Source organism: Streptomyces kronopolitis, assembly GCF_050953795.1.
Taxonomy (GTDB): domain Bacteria; phylum Actinomycetota; class Actinomycetes; order Streptomycetales; family Streptomycetaceae; genus Streptomyces; species Streptomyces kronopolitis_A.
This window is the reverse complement of the sequence record NZ_CP191850.1, coordinates 2,089,050-2,106,067: the sequence shown is the minus strand read 5'-3', so window position 1 is coordinate 2,106,067 and position 17,018 is coordinate 2,089,050. Positions and strand designations below refer to the sequence as shown.

Below are 17,018 nucleotides of genomic sequence, written 5' to 3'. Positions count from 1 at the left end.
CCGAGGGGGAGCGGACCGGGCGCCGTCCGTTTGCCGCCTCGCGCCTACCAGCCGCGTTCGCGCCACTGCGCGAGCTGCGGGCGCTCCGCGCCGAGCGTGGTGTCGTTGCCGTGGCCCGGATAGACCCAGGTCTCGTCGGGCAGCCGGTCGAACAGCTCGCGCTCCACGTCGTCGATCAGCCGGGCGAAGTTCTCGGCGCTGCCGAAGGTGTTGCCGACGCCGCCGGGGAACAGGCAGTCCCCGGTGAACAGATGCGGCGCGCCGTGCGGGTCGTCGTAGACCAGCGCGATGCTGCCCGGGGTGTGCCCGACCAGATGACGCGCGGTCAGCTCGACCCGGCCGACGGTGATCGTGTCGCCGTCGTCGACCGGCACCTCGGTGGGCACGGGGATGCCCTCGGCGTCGTACCGCCCGGCGTACGTCCGCGCACCCGTCGCCCCGACCACCTCGCGCAGCGCGCCCCAGTGGTCACCGTGCCGGTGCGTGGTGACCACGGAGGAGATACCGCTGTCACCGATCAGGGCGAGAAGAGTGCGCGGCTCGGCGGCCGCGTCGATCAGCAACTGCTCATCGGTCGCCCGGCACCGCAGCACATAGGCGTTGTTGTTCATCGGACCGACCGCGACCTTCGAGATCATCAGGTCGGTCAGCTCGTGCACGTCGGCCGGTCCGCCGACCTTCACTGCTCCGCTGTAGCCCATGGGACCACTCTAAAGCGGCGGTACGGCGGGCAGGCCGGAGCCATGGCTGTCGAGTTTGCCGCCGTCACCGCGTCCGGTGAGCCAGCCGACCAGCGCGGTCGCCGGGCCCGTCACGACCACCGGCGCGGCCTCGCCGCCCGCTGTGGTCTCCCACCGGCCGGTGCGCCACCGGCCGCCCTCGTCGGCCCGCAGCTCCAGGGCGGGCAGCTCCGGGCGGTCCGCGAACTTGACCGCGCACAAGAAGGCCAGTTCGCTGTCGACGAAGGCGGGTGACAGCTGGTCGACGGTGTGGCCGATGCCGAGGTCGACAAGGTGCAGCTCCACCTCCGTCAGCCGGCGCATCGGCAGCCGGTCGGCCCGTTCGACGACGCCGTTGCGCATCTCGACCTCGAACGGCCGGCGCGCCTCGGGCAGCGCCTCCATGGCCGCGTCGAAGCGTGCCGCGGTCTCCTCCAGATCCGCCAGCTGTGCCGCCAACGGGCGGGCGGCGCCCTGCTCGATGTCGTTCTCGCGCGCCTCGGGGCTCGCGTACATCGGCGTCCGGACGTCCGTCCGCGCCCAGGTCAGGAGGTTGCCCAGGGCGTCCGCGTTGCGTGCCAGATGGGCCAGGACATGGCCGCGGGTCCAGCCGGCGAGCAGCGACGGCTCGGCGAGCGCCGCGTCGTCGAGCGTGCGCACCGACGCCATGAGCCGACCGGTGGCCTCGCGGACGGCTGCCACATCGCGGGGGAAGTCAGGCAGGTTGAGGGTCATGGTCCGACGCTAGCGCCGCCGGGGCGCGGGCGGGAGTGCGCCGTGCGCCGATCGGGGCGTACGCCCGAGCGTGTCGGCCCTCCCCGGGCGGCGCGTGACGGCCGGGCCGCCCACGCCGCCCGGGGCGGTCAGGCCACCCCATCGTCCGGTGTGCCGAACCAGCGCCGGAGCGCGGCCGTCAGCTCGGCGCCGGTGTCAGGCCGGCCCGGGGAGTCCGCCGCCCAGGCGGTGCAGCCGTCCGGCCGTACCAGGAGGCCGGCCAGACCGGGCCGCCCGGGGCAGTCCGTGCGCAGCAGCCGTATCCGGGAGCCGTATCCCGCCGCGTGCCGGAGCACGTCGCCGTCCCCGGTGAGGTCGAGCAACAGCCCTTGGCCCTCGTGGAGCTGGTCGGCGAGCCGGGTGCCGTCGGAGAACTCCAGATCGGGGGCGCTGCGACCGGTCAGCGGATGGTCGCCGGGCAGGTCGAGGCGCTGCTGGACGCCGGAGATCTTCTTGGCGAAGAAGGTGGTGGCGGTGGTCGTGCCGGTCAGTTCGGCGATCACCCCGCGCAGCGCCCGGGCATGCGACTCCGGCCGCATCAGCGCCACTTGGGCCCGGGTCCAGTCCAGCACCCACGCGCCCAGGGGGTGCCGCTCGGCCGTGTACGAGTCGAGCAGCCCCTCCGGCGCCCCTCCGCGCACCGTGGCGGCGAGCTTCCAGCCGAGGTTCAGCGCGTCGCCGATGCCGAGGTTCAGTCCCTGGCCGCCGAACGGCGCGTGCACATGGGCCGCGTCACCGGCCAGCAGCACCCGCCCCGAGCGGTAGTCGGGCACCTGACGCGCGTTGTCGGTGAACCGGGTCGCCGTGAGCACCTTGTGGATCCGCACGTCCGGCACCCCGGACACCCTGCGCAGGGAGGCCTCCAACTCCTCGGCGGTGACGGGCGATTCGCGGTCCCCGGGCGGCCCGTCGAACTCCACGGTGAGCAGCCGGCCGGGCAACGGGCCGTGGGCGTATGTCCCGGTCTCGGTCCATTGCCACCCGGTTCCCAGCGACTCGGCGCCGGTCAGCTCCACCAGGGCCTGCCGGCCGGTGATCTCGGGCGCGGTGCCGGGGAAGGGGAAACCGGCGAGCCGGCGCACCGTGCTGCGGCCGCCGTCGCAGCCCACCAGCCAGCCGGCGCGCAGCGATCCGCGCGAGGTGTGCACGTGCACACCGTCAGCGTCGGCGTCGAACCCGGTCAGGGTGGTGCCGCGGCGCAGCTCCACCCCGAGCGCGGTGGCCCGGGCCTGGAGCAGCCGCTCCAGGTCGGCCTGTGCCACGAGTCCGACCTCGCCGGCGGGCCCGGGGCCGTCGAAGTCCGGGTCGGAGACGTCCAGCAGGTCGCCGCGCAGCATGATGCCCGCGAAATGTCCGGCGAACTTCGGCGCCGGCCGCACCGGGGAGGCACCGGCCCCCCGGTGTGCGCGCAGGAACGAGTCGACCTTCCCGAAGGCGGCGCGCTGCACCTCGGCGAGTGCGGGAAGCATCCCGCGGCGGTAGAAGGCCTCGGCGGTGGGGGTGTTGATCGCCCCCGCCTTGATCGTGGTGTCCACCTCGGTCAGCCGTTCCAGGACGACGACCGGGACACCGGCCAGTGCGAGTTCGCAGGCGAGCATCAGCCCCACCGGGCCGCCCCCTGCCACTACTACGTCTGCGTCATGATGCATGCGATGAGTGTAGTCACTAAAAAATTATGCCGGCTAAAAATTAGTTAGAATTCCGGCCATGGCGGAAGAGGAGCGGCGCGGCGGCGCGCGGGCGGCGGACGGGGAGCGGGCTGGCGGCCCGCGGGGGGAGAGCGGCTTCACCCGGGAGGACGGGCGGCTGACGCTGCGCGAGCGCAAGAAGCTGCAGACCCGGCAGCGGATCTCCGGCGAGGCCACGCTGCTCTTCATCGAGCGCGGCTTTGACCACGTCACGGTCGCCGAGGTGGCCCGCGCCGCCGAGGTCTCGACGATGACGGTCTTCAACTACTTCCCGCGCAAGGAGGACCTCTTCCTGGACCGGATCCCCGAGGCGCGGGAGCTGATCACCCGTGCCGTCCGGGAGCGCGGCGCGGACCGCTCGCCGCTCGCCGCGCTGCGCGCGCTGGTGCTCGGGCTGGTGGCGGAGCGGCATCCGCTGTCCGCGGTGGGGGAGGGGTTCGGGCACTTCTGGCGCACGGTGGTGGAGTCCCCGGCGCTGCGGGCACGGGGCCGCGAGGCGCTCGAGGAGATCGAGGATGACCTCGCCGGGGCGCTCGCGGAGGCCGCGGGCGACGAGTCCGGCGAGCCCGGTCGACCCGGTCACGACGCCCGGCTGGCCGCGGCGCTGATCGTCGCGGGGGTGCGGGCGGCCGGCGCCCGCGCGCTGGCCCGGCAGCTCGAGGGTGACCCCGTGGACGAGGTGGCCGTTGAACAGGCGGAGGTGCTGCGCCGTACGTTCGACGCGTTGGAGCGGGCGCTGCCCGACCTCGCCTGACGGGGGCGTTTCCGCAGCGTACGGGCGTGCGGGCGGGGCGGGAAGATTGTGCGGCCGCCACACGTTCGGGTGAAGAGGGCTTGCGGCCTCTCAAAATCGAATGCGCGTGCTATAGGCTCGTGCGTGGCATCCCGACAACAGTGCCGCGGCGGGCCCCCTACCCTGGGGCGGGGGCTCTTCCGCTCCGTCGCCTCTGCTCACCCACCGCGCGGCGGACGCGGGGCCGCGGCCCCCGCCCCCTTCCAAGAAAGGTGCCGACCGGCGTGGCCGACCGTCTCATCGTCCGTGGCGCTCGCGAGCACAACCTCAAGAACGTCTCGCTCGACCTCCCCCGCGACTCCCTCATCGTCTTCACGGGTCTCTCCGGGTCGGGCAAGTCCTCGCTCGCCTTCGACACGATCTTCGCCGAGGGGCAGCGGCGTTATGTCGAGTCGCTCTCCTCCTACGCCCGGCAGTTCCTCGGGCAGATGGACAAGCCCGATGTGGACTTCATCGAGGGCCTGTCCCCCGCGGTGTCGATCGACCAGAAGTCGACCTCGCGCAACCCCCGCTCGACGGTCGGCACGATCACCGAGGTCTACGACTACCTCCGCCTGCTCTTCGCCCGTATCGGCAAGCCGCACTGCCCCGAGTGCGGGCGGCCGATCGCCCGGCAGTCGCCGCAGGCCATCGTCGACAAGGTGCTCGAACTCCCCGAGGGCAGCCGCTTCCAGGTGCTCTCCCCGCTGGTGCGCGAGCGCAAGGGCGAGTTCGTCGATCTCTTCTCCGACCTCCAGGCCAAGGGCTACAGCCGCGCCCGGGTCGACGGCGAGACGATCCAGCTCTCCGAGCCGCCGAAGCTGAAGAAGCAGGAGAAGCACACCATCGAGGTGGTCATCGACCGCCTCACGGTCAAGGAGACCGCCAAGCGCCGGCTGACCGACTCCGTCGAGACCGCCCTCGGGCTCTCCGGCGGCATGGTCATCCTCGACTTCGTCGATCTGGACGCGGACGACCCGCAGCGCGAGCGGATGTATTCGGAGCATCTGTACTGCGCCTACGACGACCTCTCCTTCGAGGAGCTGGAGCCCCGCTCCTTCTCCTTCAACTCGCCCTTCGGCGCCTGCCCGGACTGCACCGGCATCGGCACGCGCATGGAGGTCGACCCCGAGCTGATCATCCCCGATGAGGACCGCTCCCTCGACGAGGGCGCGATCCACCCCTGGTCGCACGGCCACACCAAGGAGTACTTCGGCCGCCTGGTCGGCGCGCTGGCCGACGCCCTCGGGTTCCGTACGGACATGCCCTGGGCGGGGCTGCCGGCCCGCGCCAAGAAGGCGCTGCTGAACGGCCACAAGACCCAGATCGAGGTGCGCTACCGCAACCGGTACGGCCGCCAGCGGGCCTACACCACCCCCTTCGAGGGAGCCGTGCCGTTCGTCAAGCGGCGGCACTCCGAGGCGGAGAGCGACAGCAGCAGGGAGCGCTTCGAGGGCTATATGCGCGAGGTGCCCTGCCCGACCTGTGAGGGCACCCGGCTCAAGCCGATCGTCCTGGCCGTCACGGTCCAGCAGAAGTCGATCGCCGAGGTCGCGGCCATGTCGATCAGCGACTGTGCCGACTTCCTGCGGGAGATGACGCTCGACGCGCGGGAGAAGAAGATCGCCGAGCGGGTCCTCAAGGAGGTCAACGAGCGGTTGAAGTTCCTGGTCGACGTCGGCCTGGACTACCTCTCGCTGAACCGCGCGGCCGGCACCCTCTCCGGCGGCGAGGCGCAGCGCATCCGGCTCGCCACCCAGATCGGCTCCGGCCTGGTGGGCGTGCTCTACGTCCTCGACGAGCCGTCGATCGGTCTGCACCAGCGCGACAACCACCGGCTCATCGAGACCCTGGTGCGGCTGCGCGACATGGGCAACACCCTGATCGTCGTGGAGCACGACGAGGACACCATCAAGATCGCCGACTGGGTCGTGGACATCGGCCCGGGCGCGGGTGAGCACGGCGGCAAGGTCGTGCACAGCGGCCCGATGAAGCAGCTGCTGACCACCAAGGAGTCGATCACCGGCCAGTATCTGTCCGGCAAGAAGTCCATCGCGACCCCGGACATCCGGCGGCCCGCCGACCCGGCACGGCGGCTGACGGTGCACGGCGCGAAGGAGAACAACCTCCGCGACATCGACGTCTCCTTCCCGCTCGGGGTGTTCACCGCCGTCACCGGCGTCTCCGGCTCCGGCAAGTCGACGCTGGTCAACGACATCCTCTACACCCACCTCGCGCGTGAGCTGAACGGCGCCAAGTCGGTGCCGGGCCGGCACACCCGGGTCGCCGGCGACGATCTGGTGGACAAGGTCGTGCATGTCGACCAGTCGCCGATCGGCCGCACCCCGCGCTCCAACCCGGCCACCTACACCGGCGTCTTCGACCACGTCCGCAGGCTCTTCGCGGAGACGATGGAGGCCAAGGTCCGCGGCTATCTGCCGGGGCGCTTCTCCTTCAACGTCAAGGGCGGCCGCTGCGAGAACTGCTCCGGCGACGGCACCATCAAGATCGAGATGAACTTCCTGCCGGATGTGTACGTGCCGTGCGAGGTCTGCCACGGGGCGCGCTACAACCGGGAGACGCTGGAGGTCCACTACAAGGGCAAGTCCATCGCGGAGGTGCTGGACATGCCCATCGAGGAGGCGCTGAGCTTCTTCGAGGCGGTGCCCACCATCGCCCGGCACCTCAAGACGCTCCACGAGGTCGGCCTCGGGTATGTCCGGCTCGGGCAGTCCGCGCCGACGCTCTCCGGCGGTGAGGCGCAGCGCGTCAAGCTGGCCAGCGAACTCCAGAAGCGCTCCACGGGCAGCACGGTCTACGTCCTCGACGAGCCGACCACCGGTCTGCACTTTGACGACATCAGCAAGCTGATCAATGTGCTGTCCGGGCTGGTCGACAAGGGCAACACGGTGATCGTCATCGAGCACAACCTCGATGTGATCAAGACCGCGGACTGGGTCGTCGACATGGGCCCCGAGGGCGGCAACGGCGGCGGTCTGGTCGTCGCCGAGGGCACCCCGGAGGATGTGGCGTCGATCCCCGCCAGCCACACCGGCAAGTTCCTGCGGGAGATCCTCGGCGACCGCGTCAGCGATGCCGCTCCGGCGGCGTCCGGAAGGAAGCCGGCGGCCAGGAAGTCCGCGGCGGCGAAGGCTCCCGCCAAGAAGGCCGCCGCGAAGAAGACCGCGGCCAAGAAGACCGCCGCCACGAAGTCGACGGCGCGGGCCCGCCGGACCTGACCCCGGCGAGCACGTCCCCGAAACGGGCCGTCACCGCACTCCCAGGAGCGGCGGTGGCGGCCCGTCGCGGTACAGGGCTGCGGGCCCCATGAGCGCCCGCAGCGCCGCCTGCGCGGCCGTCTCCTGTGGCCGGCCCTACCCCGCCACCTCCGCCGCGAACGGCGGTTGCGCGCCCGCGCGCGAGCAGGTCACGGCGGCCGCGCGGGCGGCGAACCGCAGGATGTCGCGCCAGTCGTCGTCGCCGAGCGCGCAGACGGCGTCGTACGACAGGGCGCCATGGGCGTCCAAACGGTGCAGCAAGGCGGCGTTGACCGTGTCACCGGCGCCGATGGTGTCCACGACCTCGACCCGCTCGCCGGGGACCGACAGCGCGCCGCCGTCTCGCGTCAGCACCGTCAGACCGTCCCCGCCGTGTGTCAGGACGATCGCCGCGGGCCCCTCGTGCAGCCACTCCTTCGCCGCCGCGGTGACCGCCTCCCGGCCGCCGTCCGCCGTGTCCTCGGCTCCCGCCAGCCACAAGGCGTCCTCCTCCGACAGCTTCAGCAGGGCGAGGTCGGGGAGCCAGGAGCGGAAGCGGGACCGGTAGGCGTCCGGCTCGGGGATCAGATTGGCCCGGATATTGGGGTCCAGCGCTGTGAAGACACCCCGCCCGGCCTCGCGGCGCAGCAGGGACTCATAGGCGCTCGCCCCCGGTTCCAGCACCAGCGAGCAGGTGCCCAGGGACAGCGCACGGACCGTATCGGGCAGCGCCGGCGGCAGGGCGAAGAGCCGGTCGGCGGTGCCCTCGGCGTAGAAGCCGTAGCCCGCCGACCCGTCCGGGCTGATGTCGGCCACGGCCAGGGTGGTCGGCTCACCGCCGCGCTGCACCAGCGAGGTGTCCACACCGCTGCGGTGCAGCCCGTGCAGCAGCGCCGCACCGAAGGCGTCGGTGGACACGCGGGAGCAGAACGCGGTGGGCGAACCCAGCCGCCCCAGCGCGACCGCGGTGTTGTACGGGCCGCCCCCGCGCTGCGGCTGCAGCGCCGGAAGCAGGCCGTCCGTAGGGGCGGCGTCCTCCCCGCCCGGCTGGTCCGGGGAGGGCTGCTGCGGACCGGGGACGAGGTCGATCAGTGCCTCGCCGGCGACGACGATCACGGGGTGCGGTTCCTTTCCTGGGCGGCCGGGGACGCGGCCGGGGCGGGTTCGGGGCAGCCGCACGAGGTGCGGTGCACAAAGGCGCAGGGGAGGCGGACGGTGCGCGGCGGCCGGTCCGGCTGCTCCAGGCGCGCCAGCAGCAGCCGGACCGCCGCCGCCCCGATCTCCCTGCTGGGCTGGGCGATCACGGTGAGCCGGGGCGTGAACAGGTCCGCCCACGAGAAGTCGTCGAAGCAGGCGAGCGCGATGTCGCGGGGCACCTCCAGGCCCCGCTCGCGCAGCGCCCGGAGCGCGCCGATGGTCATCGCGTTGTTGGCGGTGACCAGCGCGCTGGGCGGCCCCGCCGCGTCGAGCAGCCGCCGGGTGGCGTCCTGGGCGCCCGTCGCCTCGGAGTTGCCGCTCGCGAGGAGTTCGGGGGCGAACGGCAGCCCCCGGGCGCGCAGCCCCTCGCGGTAGCCCTGGACGCGCTCGGTGGTCGTGCTCAGGCCGGGGAGCCCGGCCACCAGGCCGATCCGGGTGTGCCCCCGGTCGGCCAGGTGCTCCACCAGCTGCCGCACCGGGCCGGTGTTGTCGGCGCACACCTGGTCGTGCCCGTCGCCCACCAGCCGGTCCAGGAAGACGGTGGGCACCTCGTGCCGGGCCAGATACGCCACCGTCTCGGCGGGCTGCGCCGACGGCGCGACGATCATGCCGTCCACCCGCCGCTCGTGCAGCAGCTGGACGACCGTGCGCTCGTGGTGCGGGTCGTCGTGCGGATCGGCGAGCAGCAGGCTGTGGCCGGCTGCCAGGGCACCGGCCTCGACGCCTTGGAGGATCTCGGTGAAGTACGGGTTGCTGATCGCCGAGACCGCCAGGCCGATCGAGCGGGTGCGGGCGGTGACCAGGGAGCGGGCCAGGGTGTTGTGGGTGTAGCCGAGCGCGTCGATGGCGGTGAGCACCGCGGTACGGGTAGCGGGGCGCACCGGCCGCGTTCCGTTCAGCACGTGCGAGACCGTGGCGACGGACACCCCCGCGTGCCGCGCCACATCCGCCATCGTCGTCATCCGGTGCTCTCTCCCGTACGTGCGGCGCCCGTGGGCCGCTCCTGGCGCGGTCCCGATCCGCGAGGTGCCCACCCTACGAGCCGAGAGGGCAAACGTAAACGCTTACGTAAGCGCTTACGTAGAGCGGGTGGCCCTCTGTGAAGACCTCATGGACGAGGCCCCTGCCGCCTGCCCGGGGCGGTGAGATCGCCGGCCCGACCCCCGCCGGTGCGTACGCGCTGCCCACTGCCCGCCGTACGTCGTGTGGTCAGGGCCCGGCCATGGGTGGGGGCACCGGGGCCCGTCGCGCGAGGTCCGGCCCGGCCGGAAGCGGAGCGGCCTGTGCCGGTATCGTCGTCAGCCGCCCGCCACGACGACGTCCCCTCCGGAGCAGCCATGAGCCAGCCACCCGCCCGCCGCACCGTGCTGCGGGGCGCCGCGCTCGCCGGGGCCGCCGGCTTCGGGCTGACCGCCTGTTCGCCGGGGGACTCGGGTGCGAACGCCTCGGCGGTGCCCGACCGGCCGGTGGAACTCGGGGCGGCGGCCGAGGTGCCGGTCGGCGGCGCCAAGCTCTACCGCGAGGACCGTCTCGTGGTGTCGCAGCCCGCCAAGGGCACGTACAAGTGCTTCAGCGCCAAGTGCACCCACGCCGGCTGCATCCTGTCGGAGGTCGAGAAGAAGGAAGGCAGCTGCCCCTGCCACGGCAGCCGCTTCGACGTCACCACCGGCCAGGTCCTCCAGGGGCCGGCGGCCGACCCGCTGCCCGAGGTCCCGGTCAAGGCCAAGAACGGCAAACTGATCGCGGGCTGAGGCGCTCGTCTGTCGTTCCTGCCTTCCCCGGCCGCGCGCACCCGCCGCCGCGACTCGGGGTGCCGTGGTCGCCGGGTAACGAGGCCGGCCCTGCTGTTGGTGAGGCCGCGTTCGGTGAGCGCTCCCGCAGAGACTTGCCTACCTGCACGAACTCCCTTACCCCCACGTGTAGTTGACCCCACCGCGGTGCTGCGCGGAGGGAGGTCGGCGTCGGGTATCCGGCGAGGACGCGCATCCGGTGGTCCTCCGGCGGTGGCCACATGCATGTGATGTACGGATATGACACGGAACGCAATTGGGCCTACCGGGGTGATCTCCGGATGACCAATAATCGCCACCACTGGGACGATTTCGGCTACTACGCGAACGGCAACTCCTTCCCCTGGACACACTCCCCGTACGGGAGAGGAGCCTTGAGGCCATGACGAAGCGCACCGCCGTCCGCACCGCCTGCCGCGCCGTCGCCACCGGGGCGGTCGCGACCGCCCTCATCGGCCTCGCCCCGCACACCGCACCGGCCGCGCCCGCTCCCGCGCCCCGGGCCCCGGCCCGGGCGAGTCTCGCCGCCGCCCGTGCGGCGGCCGGTGCCCCGGCCGCCCTGGACCGGCTCGCCCGGTTCTTCGCCACGGAGCGGCGGCGCGGCGCCGCCGGGGCCGCGCAGGCCGCCCCACGCCTCGACGGCCGCCCCGTTCCCGTGTACGGCCTGTCACCGGACTTCGTCCACGGGCGGTCCGCGGCCCCGGTTGCCCGACTGGAATTCCTCGCCACCAAAGCGGTGGCCGCCGATGGCCGCACCGCTTCGGTGTGGACCGCCGAGCGCGGCGGTGCCTGGAAGGTCGTCGACATCACCGGCGGTGACGAGGCGACCCGCTACGCCGCACCCGGGGGCGCGCGGGCCCAGGGCGGCACGGTCTTCCGGGAGCCGCGGATCGACGCCTGGTACGTCCAGCACGGCGACCGGATCGAGCCGCTGGACGCCGGCGCCCGCGCGGCCGTCGGGGCGCACGGCACCACCGTCGCCGCTTACCGCACACGGGTGGCGAAGGCCTACGGCGACAAGGCCCCGGGCTCCGCGTACGACGAGCGCGCCGAGGCCGGCGGCCACCGGCGGCAGGCCGCCGGGCGGCGTCACCGCGGGGCACCCCTGGAGGCCACGGCGCTGGCGGGCGACTCCTTCCCGGTGGCCGCGGCCTCGACCGTGGCGGCCGCCGCCGCGCTGCTCGCCCTGGGGCTGTCCGCCGGAGTGGCACTGCGCCGCCGGTACAGCCACTGAGCCGGGGTCTCGCCGCTACCGGAGAAGGGGGCGGCCCCAAGTGACGGGTGAGCCCGGCCCGTAGGGGACTGCTAACGGGGCGTCACGCTCTTCGCCCGCCAGCCGCCGGTCACCCGCGCCCGCAGACCCGCTGACGCGTACCGCCCGCCCCGCGGACCGGGGCCCCGGCCCACCGCCTCGCGCGTCCCGGCCCGCCCGGAACGACCGACCCCCCCGTCTCCACCGCGACCGCACCACGCACCCCCCCACCACCACCCGTCACCCCCTGCCACCACCCGCTCCACCCGCTCCACCCGCCCCCCTGAACCCCACCGGACCGTGGCCCCGGCCGGGGCTGTCGCACCGTGGCCCGCCGGGGCCAGCGCGCAGTGGCCGGGGCGCCGTGATTGTCGGTGGTGGTCAGTAGGGTGGTGGGCATGGCAGACCCCAGCAGCTATCGACCCAAGCCGGGACAGATCCCCGACTCGCCGGGGGTCTACAAGTTCCGCGACGAGCACGGCCGGGTCATCTACGTCGGCAAGGCCAAGAGCCTGCGCCAGCGCCTGGCCAGCTACTTCCAGGACCTGGCCGGCCTCCATCCGCGTACCCGCACGATGGTCACCACCGCCGCCGCCGTGGAATGGACCGTCGTGTCCACCGAGGTCGAGGCGCTCCAGCTCGAATACACCTGGATCAAGGAGTTCGACCCCCGCTTCAACGTCAAGTACCGCGACGACAAGAGCTATCCGTATCTGGCGGTGACCCTCAACGAGGAGTTCCCCCGGGTCCAGGTCATGCGCGGCGCCAAGAAGAAGGGCGTGCGCTACTTCGGCCCCTACGGCCACGCCTGGGCCATCCGCGAGACCGTCGATCTGATGCTGCGGGTCTTCCCGGTGCGCACCTGCTCCGCCGGCGTGTTCAAGCGCTCCGCCCAGATCGGCCGTCCCTGTCTGCTGGGCTACATCGGCAAGTGCTCGGCCCCCTGTGTCGGGCGGGTCTCCGCCGAGGAGCACCGTGAACTCGCCGAGGAATTCTGCGACTTCATGGCCGGTCGCACCGGCGCCTACCTCCGCCGCCTGGAGCGGGGGATGCAGGAGGCCGCCGAGGAGATGGAGTACGAGCGCGCCGCCCGGCTGCGGGACGACATAGGGGCGCTCAAGCGGGCCATGGAGAAGAGCGCCGTCGTGCTCGCCGACGCCACCGACGCCGACCTGATCGCCGTCGCCGAGGACGAATTCGAAGCCGCCGTCCAGATCTTCCACGTCCGCGGCGGCCGGGTCCGCGGCCAGCGCGGCTGGGTCACCGACAAGGTCGAGGCCGTCACCACCGGCGACCTCGTCGAGCACGCCCTCCAGCAGCTCTACGGCGAGGAGCGGGGCGACGCGGTCCCCAAGGAGGTCCTGGTCCCGGCGCTGCCCGAGCCCGTCGAGCCGGTCGCGCAGTGGCTCTCCGACCGCCGCGGCTCCCAGGTCTCGCTGCGGATCCCGCAGCGCGGCGACAAGAAGGACCTGATGGCCACGGTCGGCCGCAACGCCCAGCAGGCGCTGGCGCTGCACAAGACCAAGCGCGCCTCCGACCTGACCACCCGCTCCCGCGCGCTGGAGGAGATCGCCGAGGCCCTCGACCTGGACTCGGTGCCGCTGCGCATCGAGTGCTTCGACATCTCCCACCTCCAGGGCGATGATGTGGTCGCCTCCATGGTGGTGTTCGAGGACGGCCTCGCCCGCAAGAGCGAATACCGCCGCTTCCAGATCAAGGGCCGGGTCGGCGACGAGCAGGTCTGGCACGGCCGGGGCCAGGACGACGTCCGGTCCATGCACGAGGTCATCGCCCGCCGCTTCCGGCGCTATCTCCAGGAGAAGCAGCGGTCCGGCGAGTGGACGGAGGAGCCCGCCGGCGACGCGCCCGCGCAGGCCGGGGCTCCCGGGGAGAGCGACGGCGCCCTGGAGCCGGGCGCCGGCCGCCCGGTCGACGAGGACGGCCGCCCCAAGCGGTTCGCCTACCCGCCCCAGCTCGTGGTCGTCGACGGCGGCGCCCCGCAGGTCGCGGCCGCCCGCCGGGCCCTGGACGAGCTCGGCATCGACGACGTCGCCGTCTGCGGCCTGGCCAAGCGCCTCGAAGAGGTCTGGCTGCCCGGGGACGACGACCCGGTGGTGATGCCGCGCAGCAGCGAGGGCCTCTACCTCCTCCAGCGCGTCCGTGACGAGGCGCACCGCTTCGCCCTGCGGTATCAGCGCACCAAGCGCGGCAAGCGGCTGAAGGCCTCGCCGCTGGACGCCGTGTCCGGGCTGGGCGAGACCCGCCGGCAGGCGCTGCTCAAGCACTTCGGCTCGCTGAAGAAGCTGCGGGCCGCGACGGTCGAGGAGATCTGCGAGGTCCCGGGCGTCGGCCGCAAGACCGCCGAGACGGTCGCCGCGGCGCTGGCCGGGGCGGCACCGTCCGCCCCCGCGGTGAACACCGCCACAGGAGAGATCATTGAAGACGACGGGGTCCCACCGGCCGCGTTGTCGGCAGAACGGGGGCAGGAACGATGAGCACACCGCACGAAGCGCAGGAACCCGAGAGAGACGGTGCACAGGTGAACACGGGCACGACCGACCAGGGCGAGAGCGCCGCGATCCCCGAGTTGGTGATCATCTCCGGGATGTCCGGCGCCGGCCGCAGCACGGCCGCGAAGTGCCTGGAGGACCTCGGCTGGTTCGTGGTCGACAACATCCCGCCCGAGCTGATCGCGCCGATGGTCGAGCTGGGTGCCCGCTCCCAGGGCAACGTCGCCCGGATCGCGGTCGTCGTCGACGTCCGCGGCCGCCGGTTCTTCGCCAACCTCAAGGAGTCGCTGGCCACCCTCGACGCGCAGAACGTCAAGCGCCGCATCGTCTTCCTGGAGTCCTCCGACGAGGCCCTGGTGCGCCGCTTCGAGTCGGTGCGCCGCCCGCACCCCCTCCAGGGCGACGGCCGGATCGTCGACGGCATCGCCGCCGAGCGCGATCTGCTGCGTGAGCTGCGCGGCGACGCCGACCTGGTCATCGACACCTCCAGCCTCAACGTCCATGAACTCCGCGCCAAGATGGACGCCCAGTTCGCCGGCGAAGAGGTCCCCGAACTGCGTGCCACGGTCATGTCCTTCGGCTTCAAGTACGGCCTGCCGGTCGACGCCGACATGGTCATCGACTGCCGCTTCATCCCCAACCCGCACTGGGTCCCCGAGCTGCGCCCCTTCACGGGCCTCAACGACGAGGTCTCCGGCTACGTCTTCAGCCAGCCCGGCTCCAAGGAGTTCCTGGACGGCTACGCCGAGCTGCTGCGGATCGTCGCGGAGGGCTACCGCCGCGAGGGCAAGCGCTATGTGACCATCGCCGTGGGCTGCACGGGCGGCAAGCACCGCAGCGTCGCGATGTCCGAGAAGCTCGGCCGCCGCCTGGTCTCCGAAGGGGTGGAAACCGTCATCGTCCACCGCGACATGGGGCGCGAGTGAGCGGGCGTACCCCTCCGCGGCTGCGCCGGGTCCGCCGCTTCGTGCCCAGCGGGCGGACGACGAAGGGCGCCACCCCCAAGGTGGTCGCGCTCGGCGGCGGCATGGGCCTGTCGGCCTCGCTGACCGCGCTGCGCCGGATCACCGGTGATCTGACGGCCGTGGTCACGGTCGCCGACGACGGCGGCTCCAGCGGCCGGCTGCGCGACGAACTGGGCGTCCTGCCGCCCGGCGACCTGCGCAAGGCGCTGGCCGCCCTGTGCGGCGACGACGACTGGGGCCAGACCTGGTCGCGGGTGATCCAGCACCGATTCCAGAGCGAGGGGGAGCTGCACGACCACGCGGTGGGCAATCTGCTGATCGTCGCGCTGTGGGAGCAGCTCGGCGATCATGTCCAGGCGCTCGACCTGGTCGGCAAGCTGCTCGGCGCGCACGGCCGGGTGCTGCCGATGTCGGCGGTCCCCCTGGAGCTCCAGGCCCAGGTCAAGGGGCACGACGCGGCGCGCCCGGACGAGATCACCACGGTCCGCGGGCAGGCCACCGTCGCGCTGACCTGCGGCGAGGTGCAATCCGTCCATGTGGTCCCGGAGGAGCCGCCGGCCGTGCCCGAGGCGGTCGCCGCCGTGCGCGACGCCGACTGGGTGGTGCTCGGCCCCGGGTCCTGGTTCTCCTCGGTGATCCCGCATCTGCTGGTGCCCGAGCTGCGCGAAGCGCTGGAGGAGACCAAGGCCCGAAAGGTCCTTTCGCTCAACCTTGCGCCCCAACCGGGCGAAACCGATGGCTTCTCCCCGCAGCGTCATTTGGAGGTTTTGGCCCGACACGCCCCTAAACTCGCCTTCGACGTGGTGCTGGCCGACAAGGCCGCCGTGCCCGACGCCGAAGGCCTGACCGCTGCCGCAAAGCAGCTGGTCGGCAGCGAGGTCGAGCTGGCGGCGGTCGCCGCACGAGGAGACGACGCCCGGTCGAGCGCCGGGGGAGCCCCCGACCGGCACGACCCGGAGCTGCTGGCAGCCGCGTACGACCGTATTTTTCGGATGCATGGAAGGATCGGCCCATGGCGATGACGGCAGCGGTGAAGGATGAAATCTCCCGGCTCCCCGTCACCCGGACCTGCTGCCGGAAGTCGGAGGTCTCGTCGATCCTGCGGTTCGCGGGCGGTCTGCACCTGGTCAGCGGACGCATCGTGATCGAGGCGGAGCTGGACACCGGCATCGCCGCCCGGCGCCTGCGCAAGGACATCCTGGAGATCTTCGGGCACAGCTCCGACCTGGTGGTGATGGCCCCCGGCGGGCTGCGGCGCGGCAGCCGCTACGTCGTACGGGTCGTGGCCGGCGGCGACCAGCTGGCGCGGCAGACCGGCCTGGTGGACGGCCGTGGCCGCCCGATCCGGGGCCTGCCCCCACAGGTGGTCTCCGGCGCGACCTGCGACGCCGAGGCGGCCTGGCGCGGGGCCTTCCTGGCCCACGGCTCGCTGACCGAGCCCGGCCGGTCCTCGTCGCTGGAGGTCACCTGCCCCGGACCCGAGGCGGCGCTCGCGCTGGTCGGCGCCGCCCGCCGGCTCGGCATCGGCGCCAAGGCCCGCGAGGTGCGCGGCGTGGACCGCGTCGTCGTCCGTGACGGTGACGCCATCGGCGCGTTGCTGACGCGGCTCGGTGCGCACGAGTCGGTGCTCGCGTGGGAGGAGCGGCGGATGCGCCGCGAGGTGCGCGCCACCGCCAACCGCCTGGCCAACTTCGACGACGCGAACCTCCGCCGCTCGGCGCGCGCCGCGGTCGCCGCGGGCGCCCGGGTCCAGCGGGCCCTGGAGATCCTCGGCGAGGAGGTCCCCGAGCACCTCGCCGCGGCCGGCCGGCTGCGCATGGAGCACAAGCAGGCCTCCCTGGAGGAGCTGGGCGCCCTCGCCGATCCGCCGCTGACCAAGGACGCCGTCGCGGGCCGGATCCGCCGGCTGCTGGCGATGGCCGACAAGCGGGCGCAGGACCTCGGCATTCCCGGCACGGAATCCAACCTCACCGAGGAACTCGCGGAGGGCATGGTCGGCTGACCGCCCGCGCCGCCTACACCCCCGGCTGCTCCCTGATGCCCTTGTGTCACTCCCGGAACTGTGTTACCGGGGGCCGGCGCGAGCGAGCCTCG

General features: G+C 72.9%; 13 protein-coding genes. 8 read left to right on the top strand and 5 right to left on the bottom strand.

The features are described from left to right. Positions 1 to 44 precede the first annotated feature (44 nt). From ACQP17_RS09215 to ACQP17_RS09205, 3 genes are all read right to left on the bottom strand, one after another. Entirely contained in the window at positions 45 to 701 is a 657-nt protein-coding gene (locus tag ACQP17_RS09215) for an MBL fold metallo-hydrolase (protein WP_433855820.1), read from the bottom strand. A 9-nt stretch (positions 702 to 710) separates the two neighbouring features. Next, a complete protein-coding gene (locus ACQP17_RS09210) occupies positions 711 to 1,454 on the bottom strand; it encodes a maleylpyruvate isomerase family mycothiol-dependent enzyme (RefSeq protein WP_433855819.1) in 744 nt (247 codons plus the stop codon). Between the two features lie 128 nt (positions 1,455 to 1,582). Beyond that, positions 1,583 to 3,142, bottom strand: coding sequence for an FAD-dependent monooxygenase (locus ACQP17_RS09205; protein WP_433855818.1), 1,560 nt, complete (start codon positions 3,140 to 3,142; stop codon positions 1,583 to 1,585). 58 nt (positions 3,143 to 3,200) lie between these two features. Between ACQP17_RS09205 and ACQP17_RS09200 the strand changes: the two genes are divergently transcribed. Both ACQP17_RS09200 and uvrA read left to right on the top strand, forming a co-directional pair. Beyond that, complete coding sequence (locus ACQP17_RS09200) at positions 3,201 to 3,935, top strand: TetR/AcrR family transcriptional regulator (RefSeq protein WP_433855817.1); 735 nt, start codon at positions 3,201 to 3,203, stop codon at positions 3,933 to 3,935. 263 nt (positions 3,936 to 4,198) lie between these two features. Next, complete coding sequence (gene uvrA / locus ACQP17_RS09195) at positions 4,199 to 7,192, top strand: excinuclease ABC subunit UvrA (protein WP_433855816.1); 2,994 nt, start codon at positions 4,199 to 4,201, stop codon at positions 7,190 to 7,192. 135 nt (positions 7,193 to 7,327) lie between these two features. On the opposite strand, the gene ACQP17_RS09190 is transcribed toward uvrA, so the two are convergent. Together ACQP17_RS09190 and ACQP17_RS09185 are read right to left on the bottom strand one after the other, a co-directional pair. Continuing rightward, entirely contained in the window at positions 7,328 to 8,326 is a 999-nt protein-coding gene (locus ACQP17_RS09190) for a carbohydrate kinase family protein (protein ID WP_433855815.1), read from the bottom strand. After that, positions 8,323 to 9,369, bottom strand: a complete 1,047-nt coding sequence (locus ACQP17_RS09185) for a LacI family DNA-binding transcriptional regulator (protein WP_433855814.1) — start codon at positions 9,367 to 9,369, stop codon at positions 8,323 to 8,325. The genes ACQP17_RS09190 and ACQP17_RS09185 overlap by 4 nt, the downstream gene beginning before the upstream one ends. A 375-nt stretch (positions 9,370 to 9,744) precedes the next feature. Here ACQP17_RS09185 and ACQP17_RS09180 point away from each other — a divergent pair, with 375 nt between their 5' ends. The 6 genes from ACQP17_RS09180 to whiA all read left to right on the top strand — a co-directional run bounded on the left by ACQP17_RS09180 (position 9,745) and on the right by whiA (position 16,926). After that, a complete protein-coding gene (locus ACQP17_RS09180; RefSeq protein ID WP_433855813.1) occupies positions 9,745 to 10,158 on the top strand; it encodes a Rieske (2Fe-2S) protein in 414 nt (137 codons plus the stop codon). A 421-nt stretch (positions 10,159 to 10,579) separates the two neighbouring features. Continuing rightward, complete coding sequence (locus ACQP17_RS09175; protein ID WP_433855812.1) at positions 10,580 to 11,431, top strand: hypothetical protein; 852 nt, start codon at positions 10,580 to 10,582, stop codon at positions 11,429 to 11,431. 416 nt (positions 11,432 to 11,847) lie between these two features. Then, positions 11,848 to 13,944, top strand: a complete 2,097-nt coding sequence (uvrC, locus tag ACQP17_RS09170; protein WP_433855811.1) for an excinuclease ABC subunit UvrC — start codon at positions 11,848 to 11,850, stop codon at positions 13,942 to 13,944. Continuing rightward, a complete protein-coding gene (gene rapZ / locus ACQP17_RS09165) occupies positions 13,941 to 14,885 on the top strand; it encodes an RNase adapter RapZ (protein ID WP_364877135.1) in 945 nt (314 codons plus the stop codon). The genes uvrC and rapZ overlap by 4 nt, the downstream gene beginning before the upstream one ends. Further along, a complete protein-coding gene (locus ACQP17_RS09160; protein WP_433855810.1) occupies positions 14,882 to 15,946 on the top strand; it encodes a gluconeogenesis factor YvcK family protein in 1,065 nt (354 codons plus the stop codon). The genes rapZ and ACQP17_RS09160 overlap by 4 nt, the downstream gene beginning before the upstream one ends. After that, positions 15,937 to 16,926: a DNA-binding protein WhiA gene (gene whiA, locus ACQP17_RS09155; RefSeq protein ID WP_018091880.1), complete on the top strand. Its 990-nt coding sequence runs from the start codon at positions 15,937 to 15,939 to the stop codon at positions 16,924 to 16,926. The genes ACQP17_RS09160 and whiA overlap by 10 nt, the downstream gene beginning before the upstream one ends. The last annotated feature ends 92 nt before the right edge of the window (positions 16,927 to 17,018 follow it).